We start from the raw sequence: 16,587 nt of genomic DNA on the forward strand, positions 1-16,587 counted from the left end.
ACTAAATTCACCGTGTCCGTCGGAATGGCTGCCCCCCGCGCGCCCTATGCCTGCGATCCCGATCGCAGTCGCGGCCGGCTGGTCGCCGAGCCCCCCAGCCGTACCCGGAGCCCGTTCCGGCGGGATTGTGACCGGGTGATCCATTCCACCGCCTTCCGCCGCCTGAAGTACAAGACCCAGGTGTTCGTGTTCCACGAAGGCGACCACTACCGCACCCGCCTGACCCATTCGCTGGAGGTGGCGCAGATCGCCCGCGCGCTGGCCCGGCAACTCGGGCTCGACGAGGACCTCACGGAAACGCTGGCGCTCGCGCATGATCTCGGCCATCCGCCCTTCGGGCACGCCGGCGAGCGGGCGCTCGATGCCTGCCTGAAGAGCCACGGCGGCTTCGACCACAACGCCCAGACCCTGCGCATCGTCACATCGGTCGAGCACCGCTATCCCGAGTTTGACGGCCTCAACCTGACCTGGGAGTCGCTCGAGGGTATCGTCAAGCACAACGGCCCGCTGACCGATCGCGGCGGTGCGCCGGCCGGACGCTACCGCGAGCACGGCGTTCCCGTCGGCATCGCTGACTATGTCAAGGCATACGACCTGGAGCTCTGGAGCTTCGCCTCGCTGGAGGCGCAGGTCGCGGCGATCGCGGACGACATTGCCTATGATGCTCACGACATCGATGATGGCCTGCGAGCAGGGCTGTTTGGGGTCGACGATCTCAAGGCGATCCCGCTGATGGCGGAGATCATCACCGAGATCGGTGCACATTACCCGAACCTCGAGGATGTCAGGCGCGGCGCCGAGCTGGTTCGAGAGCTGATTTCGCACCTGATCGGCGCCGTCTTCGCCGAGGCGAAGGTCAATCTTGCGGCCATCCAGCCGCAATCGGCCCAGGACGTGCGCCAGCAGAGCCGGGCGATGATCGCCTTTCCGCTGGCCATGGCGGTCGAGGAGGCGGCCATCAAGACCTTCCTCTATCAGCACATGTACCGCCACAAGCGGGTGGTGCGGGTAATGGGGGAGGCGGAACAGATCCTGTTCGACCTGTTCGCGAAATATCAGGCCTCGCCCGACGAGCTGCCGCCGGAATGGCTGGCCGGGGCGGAGGCTGACGATGAGGCCGACAGGGCGCGCCGGATCGGCAATTTCATTGCCGGAATGACCGACCGTTTCGCCCTGACCGAGCACCAGCGGCTCTTTGACTCGACCCCGGATTTGCGTTAGGCGGCGGCCATGGCCGACACACCCTCATCGCTGCATCTTTTCGCCGACGTGCTCGCGCGCGTGCACGCCGTTTGCCGCGCGCTCGCGGCGGAAGCCAACTGGCCGGAAGGCATCGATTTCTCGCGCGTGGTGGTCGAGCCGCCGCGTGATCCGTCCCATGGCGACATGGCGACCAACGCCGCGATGGTGCTGGCGAAAGAGGCCAAGGCCAAGCCGCGCGATCTCGCCGAGCAAATCGCCGAACGGCTGCGCGCCGATGTGCTGATCGCCAAGGTCGATGTCGCCGGTCCCGGCTTCATCAATTTGACGCTCAAGCCGTCCGCCTGGGCGGAAGCGCTGCGCACCTTGCTGCGCGAGGGGGCGAGCTACGGTCGCCTGAGCGGGCGCGGGAAGGTCAATGTCGAATACGTCTCGGCCAATCCGACCGGGCCGATGCATGTCGGCCATTGCCGCGGCGCGGTGTTCGGCGATGCGCTGGCAAGCCTGCTCGATTTCGCCGGCCACGACGTCACGCGCGAGTACTACATCAATGACGCCGGCGCGCAGGTCGACGTGCTCGCACGCTCGGCATTCCTCAGGTATCGCGAGGCGCTCGGCGAGGACATCGGTGCGATTCCGGAAGGCCTCTATCCCGGCGACTATCTCAAGCCGGTCGGCGCGGCGCTGGCAAAGGAGCATAGCGACAGGCTGCGCTCGCTAAGCGAAGCCGAATGGCTCCCGGCCGTGCGCGCGAAGTCGATCGCGATGATGATGGAGGAGATCAAGGGTGATCTTGCCGCACTCAACATCCGTCACGACGTGTTCTTCTCCGAGCGCTCGCTGATCGAGGGCGGCAACAACAAGGTCGCCGAGACCATCGACTTCCTGCAAGCCAAGGGCGACATCTACGAAGGCCGTCTGCCGCCGCCGAAGGGCGCGCCGGTCGAGGACTGGGAGGACCGCGAGCAGCTTCTGTTCAAGGCCACGGCTTACGGCGATGACGTCGATCGTCCGCTGATCAAGTCGGACGGCTCCTATACCTATTTCGCGTCCGATATCGCCTATCACAAGAACAAGTTCGATCGCGGCTTCGCCGACATGATCGACGTGTGGGGCGCCGACCACAGCGGCTACATCAAGCGCATGCAGGCGGCGGTGAAGGCGGTCACGGCGACCAAGGCTGCGCTCGACGTCAAGATCGTTCAGCTCGTGAAGCTCCTGCGCAACGGCGAGCCGGTCAAAATGTCCAAGCGCGCCGGTGACTTCGTCACCCTGCGTGAGGTTGTGGACGAAGTCGGTCGGGACGCCGTCCGCTTCATGATGCTCTACCGGAAGAACGATGCGGTGCTCGATTTTGACCTCGCCAAGGTCATCGAGCAGTCGCGCGACAACCCGGTCTTCTACGTCCAGTATGGCCATGCCCGCGGCCACTCGATCTTCCGCAACGCAAGGGCGGAGATATTCGCAGACCTGCCGGAGACGACTGATTCTCGGATTGGCTGGCTCCTGGATTCCGCACTGGAGCGGCTGTCGGACCCGGTGGAACTCGATTTATTACGCCGGCTCGCAATTTATCCACGGACCGTCGAAGCGGCCGCCGCGGCCCACGAGCCGCACCGAATTGCTTTTTATCTCTATGACTTAGCCAGCGAGTTTCACGCACTTTGGACGAAGGGGCGCGATTTGCCCTATTTACGCTTCATTATCAATAATGATGCACAGCTTACAAAGGCGCGGCTGGCAATGGTCCAGGGCGTCGTCTCGGTCCTGGCATCGGGCCTCGCCATTCTCGGCGTCCATGCCCCGGACGAGATGCGGTAGTTTGGGGCGAACTACTTCAAGGAATTTGTGGGGGCTAACCGGCAGAAGCCGGCTCGCTTACGTAATGCGACTTGGTTGAATGCCTTGTGGGTGAAGGCCGCTGTTCGGGTCGAGGACTGGCGGCTTTCCCGAAGGGGACGCATCATCACGATGGCCGATCGATATCAGAACAGACCGTATCCTTCCGATGACTATGACCGCGGTGGCGATCAGCATGGCAGGGCGGATAGCGATCCCTTGGCCGAACTCGCGCGCCTGATCGGTCAGACTGATCCGTTCGCGACGCAGGGCCGGCCCGCCGCGAGGGCGCCAACTCCGCCGCCGCCCGAACCGTATCAGCCGTCCGCGCAAAGCTACGCGCCAGACAGCTACGACGACAATTACGACGAGCCGCCACCACCGCCCGGACCGCCGGCTTGGATCAGGCGTGCCAACGTTCGGCCGCAGCCGGCTATGCCTGAGCAGCCGGGCTACGCGCCGGCGGTGAACCCGGTGCATCCGCTGCAGCGCTTCACGGCCCAGCTGCCCGCGCCCGAGCCCAACTACCAGGAGCCGCAGGCCTATCCTGAGCACGACGATCCGATCGATCCGTCGCGCTATGACGATGCGCTTTATGGCCAGCTCGATGCAGGCCAGCAGGATTTCCAGCGCGATCCGTCCTATCCGGACGATCCTTACGCCTATCAGAGCGACTATCCCGAGGATGAGCTCGACGACGAGGTTCCGCAGAAGAAGCGCGGCGGGCTGGTGACCGTTGCGGCTATCCTTGCGCTCGCCGTGGTCGGTACCGGGGGCGCCTTCGCTTACAAGTCCTATCTGGGATCCCCCCGCAGCGGCGAGCCTCCGATCATCAAGGCGGACAACACGCCGACCAAGGTCGTGCCGGCGCCGGCGGACGGCTCCGCCAAGGTGCCCGATCGTATGGTCACCGGTGACGGCAGCGAAAAGATCGTGCCGCGCGAGGAAGCGCCGATCGACGTCAACGCCAAGTCCGGTGGCCCGCGCGTGGTCTTCCCGCCGCTCAATCCGAACGCCAACCCGCCGTCGGTCGCGAGCGTTTCACCGTCGACCGTGCCGCCGCCAGCCGTTGCGCCCAATAACGGCACGATGCCGAACAGCGAGCCGCGCAAGATCAGGACACTCTCGGTGAAGGGCGATCAGACCGACAGCACGCCCGCGCCGGCTGCGGCCGCAGCCAAGCAGGCGGGCGCTCAAAAAGCCGCCGCCGTTCCGGCCGTGCCACGCAATCCGCCGACCTCGGCCAATGCCAGCGCCAACCAGCCGATGTCGCTGGCGCCGCAGGCGGGCGCGCCGGAGCCTTCCGCGCCGCCGACCCGGATGGCCGCGACCAACCCGACGCAGATCGCTCCGGCCCCCGTCGAGGGCGGTGGCAGCTACATGGTCTCGATTTCGTCCCAAGATTCCGAATCCGCGGCTCGGGATTCCTTCCGCGTGCTTCAGGGCAAATTCCCGTCGGCGCTCGGATCGCGCTCGCCGGTGATCAAACGGGTGGATCTGGCGGACAGCAAGGTGAAGTACCGCGCCATGGTTGGTCCGTACCGGACCCGTCAGGAAGCCGTCCAGTTCTGCACCGAGCTGAAGTCTGCCGGCGGCCAGTGCTTTATCCCGTAGTATTATCGGCCGTTTCCTTGACCCCCTAGCGGGGTACGGTTAATCGGCGACTATGAGCACGCGGGCCTTCATTACCGGCGTATCCGGAACGGAATTGACCGCCACCGAGCGGGATTTTATCCGTGCCGAACGTCCCTGGGGTTTCATCCTCTTCAAGAGGAATATCGGGACTCCGGCTCAAGTTGCGTCGCTTGTTCAGGAATTGCGCGGTGCCGCTGACGCTCCGGATGCCCCCGTCCTGATCGATCAGGAGGGCGGACGGGTGCAGCGGCTGGGCCCGCCGCATTGGCCGGTCTATCCGTCCGGTGCCGTATTCGGGACGCTTTACGACATTGATTCGGTGCTCGGGTTGGCCGCTGCCCGCCTCAGCGCCCGGCTTATCGCGGCGGATCTGGCCGATCTCGGCATCACCGTGGACTGCCTGCCGCTCGCCGATGTGCCGGTCGCTGGCGCCGACGCCGTGATCGGCAACCGGGCCTATGGAACCGAGCCGGCCAAGGTCGCTGCGATCGCCCGCGGCGTCACGGACGGGCTGGAGCAGGGCGGCGTCCTGCCGATCCTGAAGCACATCCCCGGTCATGGACGGGCGACCGCCGACACGCATTTCCGGCTGCCGACGGTGGACACGCCACGGGATGAGCTGGAGCGCACCGATTTTGCCGCGTTCAAGCCATTGGCTGACCTGCCGATGGCGATGACCGCACATGTTGTGTTTAGCGCGCTCGACCCCGCCCATCCGGCGACGACATCTGCGACAATGGTTCAGCAGGTGATTCGTGGCGTGATCGGGTTCCAGGGTTTGTTAATGAGTGATGACGTGTCGATGAATGCGTTGGCGGGCACCATTACCGAGCGCACGCGTTCGATCTTTGCTGCCGGCTGCGACATCGTCTTGCATTGCAACGGAAATATCGAGGAAATGCGCGAGGTCGTCGGGCAAACGCCCGAATTGTCGGGCAAGGCGCTGGAGCGCGCGAGCCGGGCGCTGGCCGCGCGCAGGGCGCCGCAGCCGTTCGACCGGATGGCGGCACGCGCTGAACTCGACGCATTGATCGCACAGGCGAACACGGCATCCGCATGACCGCAGAAATCCTATCGTTCGAAACCGGGCGGCCCGCCGAGCTCGCCGAGGGCGAGCCGGCGCTGGTCGTCGATGTCGAGGGCTATGAGGGCCCGCTTGATCTGCTGCTCGCGCTGGCGCGGCAGCAGAAGGTCGACCTCGCCAAGATCTCGATCCTGGCGCTTGCCGATCAATATCTCCACTTCATCGAAGCTGCGCGGAAGATCCGGCTCGAGCTTGCTGCCGACTATCTCGTGATGGCTGCGTGGCTCGCCTTCCTGAAATCGCGCCTCCTGCTGCCGGAACCGCCGACGGCGGAAGGTCCGAGCGCGGAGGAGATGGCCACCGCGCTTGCCAATCGCCTGCGCCGGCTCGAGGCCATCCGCGAAGCGGCGAACCGGCTGATGAACAGGCAGCAATTGCTGCGCGATATCTTCCCGCGCGGCGAGCCCGAACAGATCGCCGAGGTCAAGCATCCGAAATACACCGCGACGCTGTACGATCTGCTCACCGCCTATGCCTCGCAGCGCCAGTCTCGCGTGCTGGCGAGCGTGCATCTTGCGAAGCGCACGGTGTGGTCGCTCGCCGAGGCACGCGCCTCGCTGGAGCGGCTGGTCGGGGGCCTTACTGAATCGGACGATTGGGGTCGCCTCGACGACTTCCTGATCCGCTACGTCGCCGATCCGTCGCAGCGTGCGACGGTGTTCGCTTCGAGCTTTGCCGCCGCGCTGGAACTGGTGCGGGAAGGCCAGCTGGAATTGAACCAGAAAGAGGCGTTTGCGCCGCTCTATTTCCGAAAGGGGCGGCATCAACCGGTGCCAGACGCGCCTCCCGCGCCTGAAACGCCGGTCGGCTAAGTGCAAGAAGGAGAAGCTGCCATGGCCTTGGCGGAAGTTCGGGTAGAAGAGGTCGAGCCGATGGACAACGAATCCCAGGCACGTCCCGAAGAGTTGCGGCTTCTCGAAGCGCTTCTGTTTGCGTCCAGCGAGCCGCTGGATACCGCGACGCTCGCCAAGCGCATGCCTGATGGCGTCGACGTGAAGGCTGCGCTCGCGCAGTTGCAGGCCGAATATGCGACGCGCGGTGTGAACCTCGTGCGTGTTGCCAACAAATGGACCTTCCGCACCGCTGGCGACCTTGCCTGGCTGATGACGCGCGAGAGCACCGAGACGCGCCGCCTGTCGCGTGCGGCGATCGAGGTGCTGGCGATCATCGCCTACCACCAGCCGGTGACTCGCGCCGAGATCGAGGAGATCCGAGGCGTCGTCACCTCGAAGGGCACGCTCGACGTGCTGCTCGAGACCGGCTGGATCAAGCCGCGTGGGCGGCGCAAGACACCGGGGCGTCCGCTGACCTTCGGAACCACCGAGGATTTCCTGTCGCAGTTCACACTGGAACAGCTCGGCGATTTGCCGGGACTGGAAGAGCTGAAGGGCACCGGTCTTCTGGACTCGCGTCTGCCGACCGGTTTCAGCGTCCCGACGCCGTCGGACGATCCGGCGTTGCGTGAGGACGAGGATCCGCTTGAGCCCGGCGAGGATCTGGACCTTGCGTTGGCCCCGGCGCCAGAGCCGGAACCTGAGACGCCGGAAAGCGGCGGCGAGGGCAGCGACGAGGGCTGACGGCCCGTCGTTCTACGGTCTCCCCCGACCAGTTAACACTAGCAAGATTACGTAGCGCCGACAGCGAATTGGCGCTGCCTTGGTCCTTGTTTTTGACACCTGCGAAGCCTAGGTTTCGGTGAAGATCGGCCGGGTCCCCGGCCATGCGTGTTTGGAGGGTTGCAGGATGGGTTCGCTTAGCATTTGGCACTGGATCTTGGTGATCGCAGTGGTCCTGCTGCTGTTCGGCCGCGGCAAGATTTCGGACCTGATGGGTGACGTGGCGCAGGGCATCAAGGCCTTCAAGAAGGGCATGCAGGACGACGACAAGGTTGCCGACAAGCCCGACGCCGCCAAGTCCATCGAGCACAACGCCGCGCCGACTGCGGCCCGGTCCGACGTCGGCAGCAAGGCCGTCTGAGCCAAAGATCGGCAGACGACGTGGGCGGTCCCGATCCCGCAGGTCGAGGATTGGGCCAATCGCGGCTTGCCTGAACGGAAGACTTCATGTTCGACATCGGGTGGAGTGAACTGGTCCTCATCGCGGTCGTTGCGCTCGTTGCCATCGGCCCGAAGGAGCTCCCCGGTGTGCTGCGCATGGTCGGCCAATGGATGGGCAAGGCCCGCAAGATGGCCGCCGAATTCCAGGGCCAGTTTCAGGAAGCCATGCGCGAGGCCGAGATGGCCGACCTCAAGAAGAGCTTTGACGAGGTCAGGGAAGCGGCTTCCGGCTTCACCGGCAACAATCTGATGACCTCGCTCACGAAGGACGTCAACGAGGCGCTGCGCATCGAGGACATCGACAAGCCGGCGGACACCGCGGCTACGCCTGCGATCGAGCCGCCTGCGGTGTCAACCGAAGCTCCGGCGACTTCAAGCGAAGCTCCGGCGACTTCAAGCGAAGCGCCGGCGACTTCAGGCGAAGCGCCGGTGATGCCGACGACACCGGAAGCTCCGACGCCCGCGACCTTTGTGGAGGCGGAGGCACATGCGGCGGCAAATGAACCGCTCGCGATCACCCGCGAGGTCGAGGCGGCTCCTGTGACCCGGGAGACTGTAGTCCAAGACACTGTAATCCAAGACACTGCGCTACCTGAAGCGATCAAGGACGCCAAAGCGTCATGACCGACGCCGACATCGAAGCCAGCAAGGCGCCGTTGATGGATCATTTGATCGAGCTGCGCTCGCGGCTGATCAAGGCGCTGCTCGGTTTTGGCATCGCGTTTATCTTCTGCTTCTTCTTCGCCAAGCAGATCTACAACGTGCTGGTCTGGCCGTTCGTGTGGGTCGCAGGGCCCGAGAATTCGAAGTTCATCTACACGGCGCTGCTCGAATATTTCATCACCCAGCTCAAGCTCGCGCTGTTCGGCGCCGGCTTCATCTCGTTCCCGATCGTCGCCACGCAGATCTACAAGTTCGTGGCGCCCGGTCTCTACAAGCACGAGAAGCAGGCTTTCCTGCCTTATCTGGTCGCGACCCCGTTCTTCTTCGTGCTGGGTGCGATGCTGGTCTATTTCGTCGTGCTGCCGATGCTGATCCGTTTCTCGCTCGGCATGCAGCAGACCGGCAGCGACGAGACCGCGCAGATTCAGCTCCTGCCCAAGGTCGGCGAATATCTGTCGCTGATGATGTCGCTGATCTTCGCCTTCGGTATCGCCTTCCAGCTTCCGGTGATCCTGACGCTGCTCGGCCGCATCGGCATCATCACGTCAAAGATGCTGCGCGAGAAGCGCCGCTATTTCATCGTCATCGCCTTCATCATCGCGGCCGTCCTGACCCCGCCCGACGTGCTGAGCCAGTGCTCGCTCGCCATACCCTTGCTGGCGCTCTATGAGGGCTCGATCATTGCGGTATCGATGGTGGAGAAGAAGGCCGCCGCCTCGCAGGCCTCCAGCGGAGGCGCGTCGTCGAGCGCCAACCCGGCGGAATAGGGCGCCGTATCCTTTGGCTGTCATTCCCCGCGAAAGCGGGGAATTGAGTACGCCGCCGCCCCTCCGTACCCTCGCGCTGTCTCTGGAATACTGGATCGCCCGCTTTCGCGGGCGATGACGCCTGTGGTAGGGAAATCAGCCATTTGCTGACTTGCAACGTTTGACGTTGCTGGTTTGCGCGCTGCCCCAGGACCACAGCCATGCACGACATCAAGACGATCCGCGACAATCCGCAAGCTTTCGACGCCGGCCTTGCCAGGCGTGGGTTGAAGCCGATGTCGGCCTCGCTCCTGGCGATCGACGAGAAGCGGCGTGCGGCGATCCTTGCTTCCGAGCAGGCCCAGGCCCGGCGCAACGCGGCCTCGAAAGAGATCGGCGAGGCCAAGAAAGCCAAGGACGAGGTGCGCGCGGCCAAGCTGATGGCCGAGGTCGCCGAGCTCAAGACCACGATGCCGGACCTCGAGGCCGCTGCGAAGGCGGCCGATGAGGAACTGGCAAAAGAACTGTCGGCGATCCCCAATCTGCCGCTTGCCGAGGTGCCCGACGGCGTCGACGAGCACGGCAACGTGCAGCATCACGTGTTCGGCAACAAGCGCAACTACAGCTTCGCGCCGAAGCTGCATGACGATCTCGGCACTGCGCTTGGCTACATGGACTTCGAAGCGGCGGCAAAACTCTCCGGCGCGCGCTTCGTCGTGTTGAAAAAGGGGCTCGCGCGGCTTGAGCGTGCGATCGGCCAGTTCATGATCGATCTGCACACCAACGAGCATGGCTATACCGAGATCAACCCGCCACTCCTCGTGCGCAACGAGGTGATGTTTGGCACCGGGCAATTGCCGAAATTCGAGGACGATCAGTTCTGGGCGATCAAGGGCGAGCTGCTCGCGTCCCCCGATCCTGAGCAGCTAATGACCGAGCGCCTCGGCCTAATCCCGACCGCCGAAGTGTCGCTCACCAATCTCGCGCGCGAGTCCATCCTCGACGAGAAGCAGTTGCCGATGCGGCTCACCGCCCTGACGCCGTGCTTCCGCGCCGAAGCGGGCGCGGCGGGACGCGACACGCGCGGCATGATCCGGCAGCATCAGTTCACCAAGGTCGAGCTGGTCTCGATCACGACGCCCGAGACCAGCAAGGACGAACTGGAGCGGATGCTGTCCTGCGCCGAGCAGGTCTTGCAGAAGCTCGGCCTGCACTACCGCGTGATGACGCTGTGTGCGGGTGACATGGGCTTCTCGTCGCAAAAGACCTACGACATCGAGGTCTGGATGCCGGGGCAGGGCGAGGGCGGCATGTTCCGCGAGATCTCGAGCTGCTCGGTGTGCGGCGATTTCCAGGCGCGACGCATGGATGCGCGCTCGCGCGGGCCGGACGGCAAGCCGCGCTTCGTCCATACGCTGAACGGCTCCGGCACCGCCGTCGGCCGCGCGCTGATCGCCGTGATGGAGACCTATCAGCAGGAGGACGGCTCGATTGCCGTGCCGGATGTGCTGCAACCCTACATGGGCGGGCTGAAGGTGGTCGCGCGCGAGTAGTGCGACATTTGCCGGGATAGACGGTTGCGAAGATCGGACGGGCGGTTATCCTGACGCCCCTCCGATATCTCCAGCGACCGCCCATGGCCCTGCACCGCGACATCTTCTGGATCGGCAGACAATGGGCGGTGACAGGCTTCGGCATCCAGGCGGTCGATCAGCGGTTGCGCGGTGTGCTCGACGTCGAGATCGCGCGGCTCTGGGACGACGATTTCGTGCAAAGCAGGCGCGCCAAGCCCGGGCTCAATATCGAAGATTTTGACAAAGCCCTGGCGCTCGCGCGCACGCGCTATCCGCAGTCGCCCACACCACCGGCGCGTGCGCCGGTGCACGCGGCCATCGAGCTGCCGCCTGGCCCTGCCCCCGTTGCACCATCAGCAAGGCCAGCCACTCCGGTCATGCTCGCTTTGCGAGCTGAAGGTCGGTTGGCGCGCTTCCTGCCGCAATGGCGTATCCGCCGCTAGGCGAAGGCGTGGCGACGGCCGCTGGCAGGTTCCAAACAGCCGGAAACTCCGGCGTTCCCCCGGTTTGCCTGATCGGCCGTAGCCGGATAAGACCTCCTCACAGCCCCAAAGGAATCGATCCGACGCATGCGCATTCTCTGCACCAATGACGACGGTATCCACGCGCCCGGCCTCACGGTCGTGGAGGAGATCGCGCGCGCCCTGTCTGACGATGTCTGGGTGGTGGCGCCCGAGCTTGACCAGTCCGGCGTGTCGCATTCGCTGTCGCTGAACGACCCCTTGCGCCTGCGCGAGGTCGGCCCGCGGCACTTCGCGGTCAGGGGCACGCCGACCGACTGCGTCATCATGGGCGCGCGTCATATTCTGGGCGCGACACTGCCCGACGTCGTGCTGTCCGGCGTCAACAAGGGCCGCAACGTCGCCGAGGACGTCGTCTATTCCGGCACCATCGCGGGCGCGCTGGAAGGCACGATCCTGGGCCTGCCGTCGTTCGCGCTGTCGCAGGAATTCAGCGTCGAGACGCGCGAGCGTCCGCCGTGGGACACCGCTCGCAAGTTCGGCCCCGACATCGTGCGCAAGGTGCTCGCGGCCGGTGTGCCCAGGAACACCGTGATCAACGTCAATTTTCCATCCTGCGCGCCGGAAGAGGTTCTCGGCATCCGCGTGACGCGGCAGGGCAAGCGTAATCTCGGCTTCCTCAGGGTCGACGAACGCCGCGACGGCCGCGGCAATCCCTATTTCTGGATCGGCTTCGAGCGCACGGCGATGATGGATCTGCCCGCTGAAGGCACCGACCTTGCCGCACTGCGCGAGCGCTACATCTCGGTGACACCGCTGAAGCTCGACCGCACGGACGAGGCCTTCTCGCAGGCGCTCGGCGAGACGCTGAAATAGGGGAGCGGAGCGGCTCTAACCGCCGCGCAGCGCGGACTCGATGGTCTTGCCGAGCGCGTCGAGCTGAAACGGCTTTTGCAGGGCCGGGCGGTCGCGATACTGCTCGGGCAGTCCGGAGGAGCCGTAGCCGGTGGCGAAGATGAAGGGGCGGCCCTTGGCCTTGATGATTTCGGCGACCGGCGAGATCACCTTGCCGTTGACGTTGACGTCGAGGATGGCGAAATCGAACTCTGTCGACTGGGCAAGCCGCATCGCTTCGGCAATGTCGCCGGCCTCGGCCGCGACCTTGTAGCCAAGCTCTTCGAGCATGTCTGCGACCATCATCCTGATCATGACCTCGTCTTCGACGAGGAAAACAGAACCGCCCGCAGTCATCCGTGAGTCCTTGCCCTTCCCATCAAACGTTCGCAGATAAAGCCATGCGACGCAACGAGCGTTTAGACGAACCCCGATCTGGAAATGGTGGCATGGCCAACTCTGTGTAAAGCAGATTATGTGGTCAGATGCCGTGGCAGAAGACTATCATGGGTTCCTGAGCCGGAACAAGAATCGAGCGGCTGCGACGAAGGTCGCAACTCGCCGCGGGTTGGGCCTGGCCGAGATCAAAACGCGACGAAAGCAATGACCGCCAATCAGCATCCGCCGGAAAAAATGATGTTTCAGCTCACGCTGCGACGTCGCGGCATCAGTGACCAGGCGGTGCTGCGTACCATGGAGGAGGTGCCGCGCGATCTGTTCGTCGAGGCGGCGGATCGGGAGGACGCCTACCGCGACAGCGCGTTGCCGATCGCCTGTGGGCAGACTATCAGCCAGCCCTTCGTCGTCGCCTACATGACCGAGCAGCTCCAGTTGCAAAAGCAGCATCGCGTGCTGGAGATCGGCGCGGGCTCCGGTTACCAGGCCGCAGTGCTGTCGCGCCTTGCCGGACATGTCCTGACGGTCGAGCGCTATCGAAAACTCGCCGATGCGGCGCGGGCCCGGTTGGAAAAGCTCGACTGCCACAATGTGGAGGTGATGCTGGGCGACGGTCTCGATCTGCCCGCCAATATCGGTCCCTTCGACCGCATCATCGTCACCGCCGCGATGGAAGAGATCCCGGACAATCTGATCGCGCGGCTGGAGGTCGGGGGCATCCTGATCGCGCCGGTCGGCCCTCATCAGGGGGTGCAGACCCTGATCCGACTGACCCGCACCGAGACGGGCATTGAGCGCAAGGAACTCGTCGACGTCCGCTTCGTCCCCGCGCTGCCTGGCGTGGCCCGCGAGCTGTAGAATTCGGGATCGGCTGTCCGGCCAACACCTTATTGGGAGGGTTAAGCGGTTATTTACTCGGCGCGTGTTTACTTAAAAAACCAGTTCAGTTGCGTACGAGTGAGTAACCATGTCCGCTCTTGCCGAGTTGCTTTACTCGCGCCGCGTGCCGCACGTCGCGGTGCTGGCGCTGATCTCGTTCGGTTTCGCAGGATGCAGCGCCGATATGTCGTCGCGGCTTTCGCAATCCAACTTCTCCAACCCCTTCGCGTCCCAGGACTCCACCGGATCGGTGCAGCAGGCGCCGCCGCCGCAACGCGAGCTGCCGCAGTATACTCGGCCGCAGACACAGCCCGGCTATCAGTCCCAGCCGTTGCCGCCGCCGGCGGTCGCCGCTCCGCAATCCTATCCCACCGCAGGAGGTGGGAGCGTTGCCGGAGGCGGGCGTGGCATGGGATCCTATGCGCCGCCGGCGCAGCCGCATCTTGAATCCACCGGCACCGTGCCGCCGCGCTCGGTTGCCGCGGCCCACCCTGCCGGAGGGACCAAGATCATCGTCGGCACCAGCGACACGCTCGACGTGCTCGCCAAGCGCTATCACGTCACTCCGCAGGCGATCCTCGCCGCCAACGGCTACAAGGGCCCGCGCGCGCTCTCGCCCGGCCAGCAGCTCGTCATTCCGCATCCGGCAGCCGTCGCCGCGGCGCCTGCGCCGGCCATGGCTCCGGTCGCCGCAGCACCGGTCGCGGCACCGGCAGCCAAGCCGATGGCGGCCGTCGGCGCGCCATCCGGCACCCACTTCGTCAATCGTGGCGACACGCTCGCGAGCATCGCGCGCAAGAACCACATTCCGGTGGCCGAGCTCGCGCGCGCCAATGGTCTCGAACCGTCCGCCAAGCTCAAGCTCGGCACCAAGCTGACCGTGCCGGGCGGCAAGACTGCGGCTGTTGCCGCGCCGCTCGCCCCCGTGGCGGTGGCCGCCGCGCCCGTCGCCGTTGCCCAGCAGCCTGCCGCGGTCGCAACCGTGCCCGCCACCAAGGTCGCGGTCGCCAGCGTCGCACCGGTGCAAAGCGCGCGGCTGGCGCAAGCCACCGCCAATGTCGAAGAGAAGTCCGCCGAGACCCCCGCAAAGGCCGCTGACGCCACCGGCGCGCTGCCGACCTTCCGCTGGCCGGTACGCGGCAAGGTGATCACGAGCTACGGCGCCAAGACCAACGGCAAGTCCAATGACGGCATCAATCTCGCGGTGCCCGAAGGCACGCCGGTCAAGGCGGCTGAAGACGGCGTCGTTGCCTATTCGGGCAACGAGCTGAAGGGCTACGGCAATTTGGTCCTGGTTCGGCACTCCAACGGCTACGTCACCGCATATGCCCATGCGAGTGAGCTGCTGGTGAAGCGCGGCGATACCATCAAGCGCGGCCAGGTCATTGCCAAGTCGGGTCAATCCGGGGAGGTGGCGTCGCCGCAGCTCCACTTCGAGATCCGTAAAGGATCAAACCCGGTTGACCCGCTTCAATTCCTGAACGGGGCGTGAGGCTTACATCCGCAAGGATGCGGTTGGGCCGAATCTCGAAGTCTCTGGAATACTGGATTCCCCGCTTTCGCGGGGAATGACAGTGGTGAGTGGGGCGCGACTTTCGGACTTCGCGACCTTCCGACTTATTTCCCCGTCAGCTTCACACCTAGCCGCCCCGCCAGCTCCTGCACGAACTGCCAGGCGACGCGGCCGGAGCGTGAGCCGCGGGTGGTCGACCATTCCAGCGCCTCGCGCTCCAGCGCCTCGTCATCGACCTCGATGCCGAAGTGGCCACAATAGCCGCGCACCATGGCGAGATATTCGTCCTGGCTGCAACGGTGGAAGCCGAGCCACAGGCCGAAGCGGTCCGACAACGAGACCTTCTCCTCGACCGCTTCACCCGGGTTGATCGCGGTGGACCGTTCGTTCTCGATCATGTCGCGCGCGAGCAAATGACGGCGGTTGGAGGTAGCATAGAGGATGACGTTGTCGGGCCGGCCCTCGATGCCGCCTTCGAGCACGGCCTTGAGCGATTTGTAGGACGCATCATTGCCGTCGAAGGAAAGGTCGTCGCAGAACACGATGAACCGGAAGGACGAGCCGCGCAACTGCTCCATCAGCGCAGGCAGCGTCTCGATGTCCTCGCGATGAATCTCGATCAGCTTCAATTTGTCTGAGGCTTTCCGGTCCGCATTGATGCTGGCATGCGCAGCCTTCACCAGCGACGACTTGCCCATGCCGCGCGCGCCCCAGAGCAGGGCGTTGTTGGCGGGAAGGGCGTTTGCGAAGCGCTCGGTGTTCTCGATCAGGATGTCGCGCATCCGGTCGATGCCCTTGAGCAGAAAAAGGTCGACGCGGCTGACCCGCGGCACCGCCGAGAGGCGGCCGTCCGGATGCCAGACGAAGGCGTCGGCACGCTCGAACGAGACGGGAGCGGCGGACCCGGGCCGCTGGGTCGCAAGGTGCGCCGCAATGGTCTCCAGCGCGCGCACGATGCGGTCCTGAGCGAGGTCGGTGGCTTCAGCCGTGGGTCGTTTTGCCGCGAGGCGGGCGGGCTTTTTGGCGGGGAGGCTGGTGGCCTTCCTGCCGGCGGTTTTGCTTGGTTTTCTGGGCATGTCCGAAGTTCCTGAGAATGCAGCCTTATCGGGCCTGAGGGTCGCCCGCAAGGTGGCCAAATCGTCGGTCTGGCAGCGTTGCAATTGGGACCGCTGCCGCTATAGTCCGCGCGAAATTTGACCGACCCGGCTGCCTCAAGGGGGCAATGCCGGCCTTCTCCCGTTCACGAGGATCGTCCGAATGTTCATTACCCCTGCGTATGCCCAGGCCGCGGGCGCCGGCGACACCAACAGCATGTTGATGTCGCTGCTGCCGTTCGCCCTGATCTTCGTGATCATGTACTTCCTGATTCTGCGTCCGCAGCAGAAGAAGGTGCGCGACCATGCCGATCTCGTGAAGAACATCCGCCGTGGCGACACGGTCGTGACCTCGGGCGGCCTCGTCGGCAAGGTCACCAAGGTCGTCGACGACGACCAGATCGAGTTCGAAATTTCCGACGGCGTGCGGGTGCGGCAGATGCGCCAGATGATCTCCGGCGTGCGTGCTAAGGGCGAGCCGGCCAAGGACAGCGCCAAGGACGACTCGGCGAGCTGATCGCTCGCTCGAGCCTCGTATTCTTCTGATCTGAC

17 protein-coding genes are annotated in these 16,587 nt (G+C 64.8%); 15 read left to right on the forward strand and 2 right to left on the reverse strand.

The annotated features are described in order from the left end of the window. Positions 1–12: 12 nt before the first annotated feature. From ACV1FX_RS26095 to surE, 12 genes are all read left to right on the forward strand, one after another. Positions 13–1,221, forward strand: coding sequence for a deoxyguanosinetriphosphate triphosphohydrolase (locus tag ACV1FX_RS26095; RefSeq protein ID WP_473120439.1), 1,209 nt, complete (start codon positions 13–15; stop codon positions 1,219–1,221). A gap of 9 nt (positions 1,222–1,230) precedes the next feature. Continuing rightward, positions 1,231–3,021: an arginine--tRNA ligase gene (gene argS, locus ACV1FX_RS26100; RefSeq protein WP_473120440.1), complete on the forward strand. Its 1,791-nt coding sequence runs from the start codon at positions 1,231–1,233 to the stop codon at positions 3,019–3,021. A 150-nt stretch (positions 3,022–3,171) separates the two neighbouring features. Then, a complete protein-coding gene (locus tag ACV1FX_RS26105) occupies positions 3,172–4,653 on the forward strand; it encodes an SPOR domain-containing protein (protein ID WP_473120441.1) in 1,482 nt (493 codons plus the stop codon). Positions 4,654–4,705: 52 nt separating this feature from the next. Beyond that, complete coding sequence (nagZ, locus tag ACV1FX_RS26110; protein WP_473120442.1) at positions 4,706–5,734, forward strand: beta-N-acetylhexosaminidase; 1,029 nt, start codon at positions 4,706–4,708, stop codon at positions 5,732–5,734. Beyond that, positions 5,731–6,570 (forward strand): segregation and condensation protein A, encoded by an 840-nt coding sequence (locus tag ACV1FX_RS26115; protein ID WP_473120443.1) that lies wholly within the window; start codon positions 5,731–5,733, stop codon positions 6,568–6,570. Before nagZ ends, ACV1FX_RS26115 begins: the two co-directional genes overlap by 4 nt. A 21-nt stretch (positions 6,571–6,591) precedes the next feature. Beyond that, entirely contained in the window at positions 6,592–7,335 is a 744-nt protein-coding gene (gene scpB, locus ACV1FX_RS26120) for an SMC-Scp complex subunit ScpB (RefSeq protein WP_473120444.1), read from the forward strand. A 166-nt stretch (positions 7,336–7,501) separates the two neighbouring features. Continuing rightward, positions 7,502–7,735 (forward strand): twin-arginine translocase TatA/TatE family subunit, encoded by a 234-nt coding sequence (locus ACV1FX_RS26125; RefSeq protein WP_449383300.1) that lies wholly within the window; start codon positions 7,502–7,504, stop codon positions 7,733–7,735. A gap of 86 nt (positions 7,736–7,821) precedes the next feature. Next, positions 7,822–8,439 (forward strand): Sec-independent protein translocase protein TatB, encoded by a 618-nt coding sequence (gene tatB / locus ACV1FX_RS26130; protein WP_473120445.1) that lies wholly within the window; start codon positions 7,822–7,824, stop codon positions 8,437–8,439. Beyond that, the gene (gene tatC, locus ACV1FX_RS26135; protein WP_473120446.1) at positions 8,436–9,245 is read left to right on the forward strand and encodes a twin-arginine translocase subunit TatC; all 810 of its coding nucleotides are present in this window, start codon (positions 8,436–8,438) and stop codon (positions 9,243–9,245) included. The genes tatB and tatC overlap by 4 nt, the downstream gene beginning before the upstream one ends. 200 nt (positions 9,246–9,445) lie before the next feature. Beyond that, a complete protein-coding gene (gene serS, locus ACV1FX_RS26140) occupies positions 9,446–10,777 on the forward strand; it encodes a serine--tRNA ligase (protein WP_473120447.1) in 1,332 nt (443 codons plus the stop codon). 83 nt (positions 10,778–10,860) lie between these two features. Further along, positions 10,861–11,241 carry a hypothetical protein gene (locus ACV1FX_RS26145; protein ID WP_473120448.1) on the forward strand — a complete coding sequence of 127 codons (381 nt, stop codon included), beginning with the start codon at positions 10,861–10,863 and terminating at the stop codon, positions 11,239–11,241. A 126-nt stretch (positions 11,242–11,367) separates the two neighbouring features. Then, positions 11,368–12,135, forward strand: coding sequence for a 5'/3'-nucleotidase SurE (gene surE / locus ACV1FX_RS26150; RefSeq protein ID WP_473120449.1), 768 nt, complete (start codon positions 11,368–11,370; stop codon positions 12,133–12,135). 15 nt (positions 12,136–12,150) lie between these two features. Here surE and ACV1FX_RS26155 read toward each other — a convergent pair whose 3' ends face one another. Further along, a complete protein-coding gene (locus ACV1FX_RS26155) occupies positions 12,151–12,510 on the reverse strand; it encodes a response regulator (protein ID WP_473120450.1) in 360 nt (119 codons plus the stop codon). Between the two features lie 246 nt (positions 12,511–12,756). Between ACV1FX_RS26155 and ACV1FX_RS26160 the strand changes: the two genes are divergently transcribed. Together ACV1FX_RS26160 and ACV1FX_RS26165 are read left to right on the forward strand one after the other, a co-directional pair. Further along, the gene (locus tag ACV1FX_RS26160; protein ID WP_473120451.1) at positions 12,757–13,407 is read left to right on the forward strand and encodes a protein-L-isoaspartate(D-aspartate) O-methyltransferase; all 651 of its coding nucleotides are present in this window, start codon (positions 12,757–12,759) and stop codon (positions 13,405–13,407) included. A 109-nt stretch (positions 13,408–13,516) separates the two neighbouring features. Then, on the forward strand, positions 13,517–14,920 hold the full coding sequence (locus ACV1FX_RS26165) for a peptidoglycan DD-metalloendopeptidase family protein (protein WP_473120452.1): 1,404 nt from the start codon (positions 13,517–13,519) through the stop codon (positions 14,918–14,920). Positions 14,921–15,045: 125 nt separating this feature from the next. Here the strand turns inward: ACV1FX_RS26165 and ACV1FX_RS26170 are convergent, their stop codons facing one another. Continuing rightward, entirely contained in the window at positions 15,046–16,017 is a 972-nt protein-coding gene (locus ACV1FX_RS26170; protein WP_473120453.1) for an ATP-binding protein, read from the reverse strand. 181 nt (positions 16,018–16,198) lie between these two features. Here ACV1FX_RS26170 and yajC point away from each other — a divergent pair, with 181 nt between their 5' ends. Further along, entirely contained in the window at positions 16,199–16,552 is a 354-nt protein-coding gene (yajC, locus tag ACV1FX_RS26175; RefSeq protein ID WP_458145410.1) for a preprotein translocase subunit YajC, read from the forward strand. Positions 16,553–16,587: the final 35 nt, after the last annotated feature.

Source organism: Bradyrhizobium ingae (assembly GCF_055791185.1).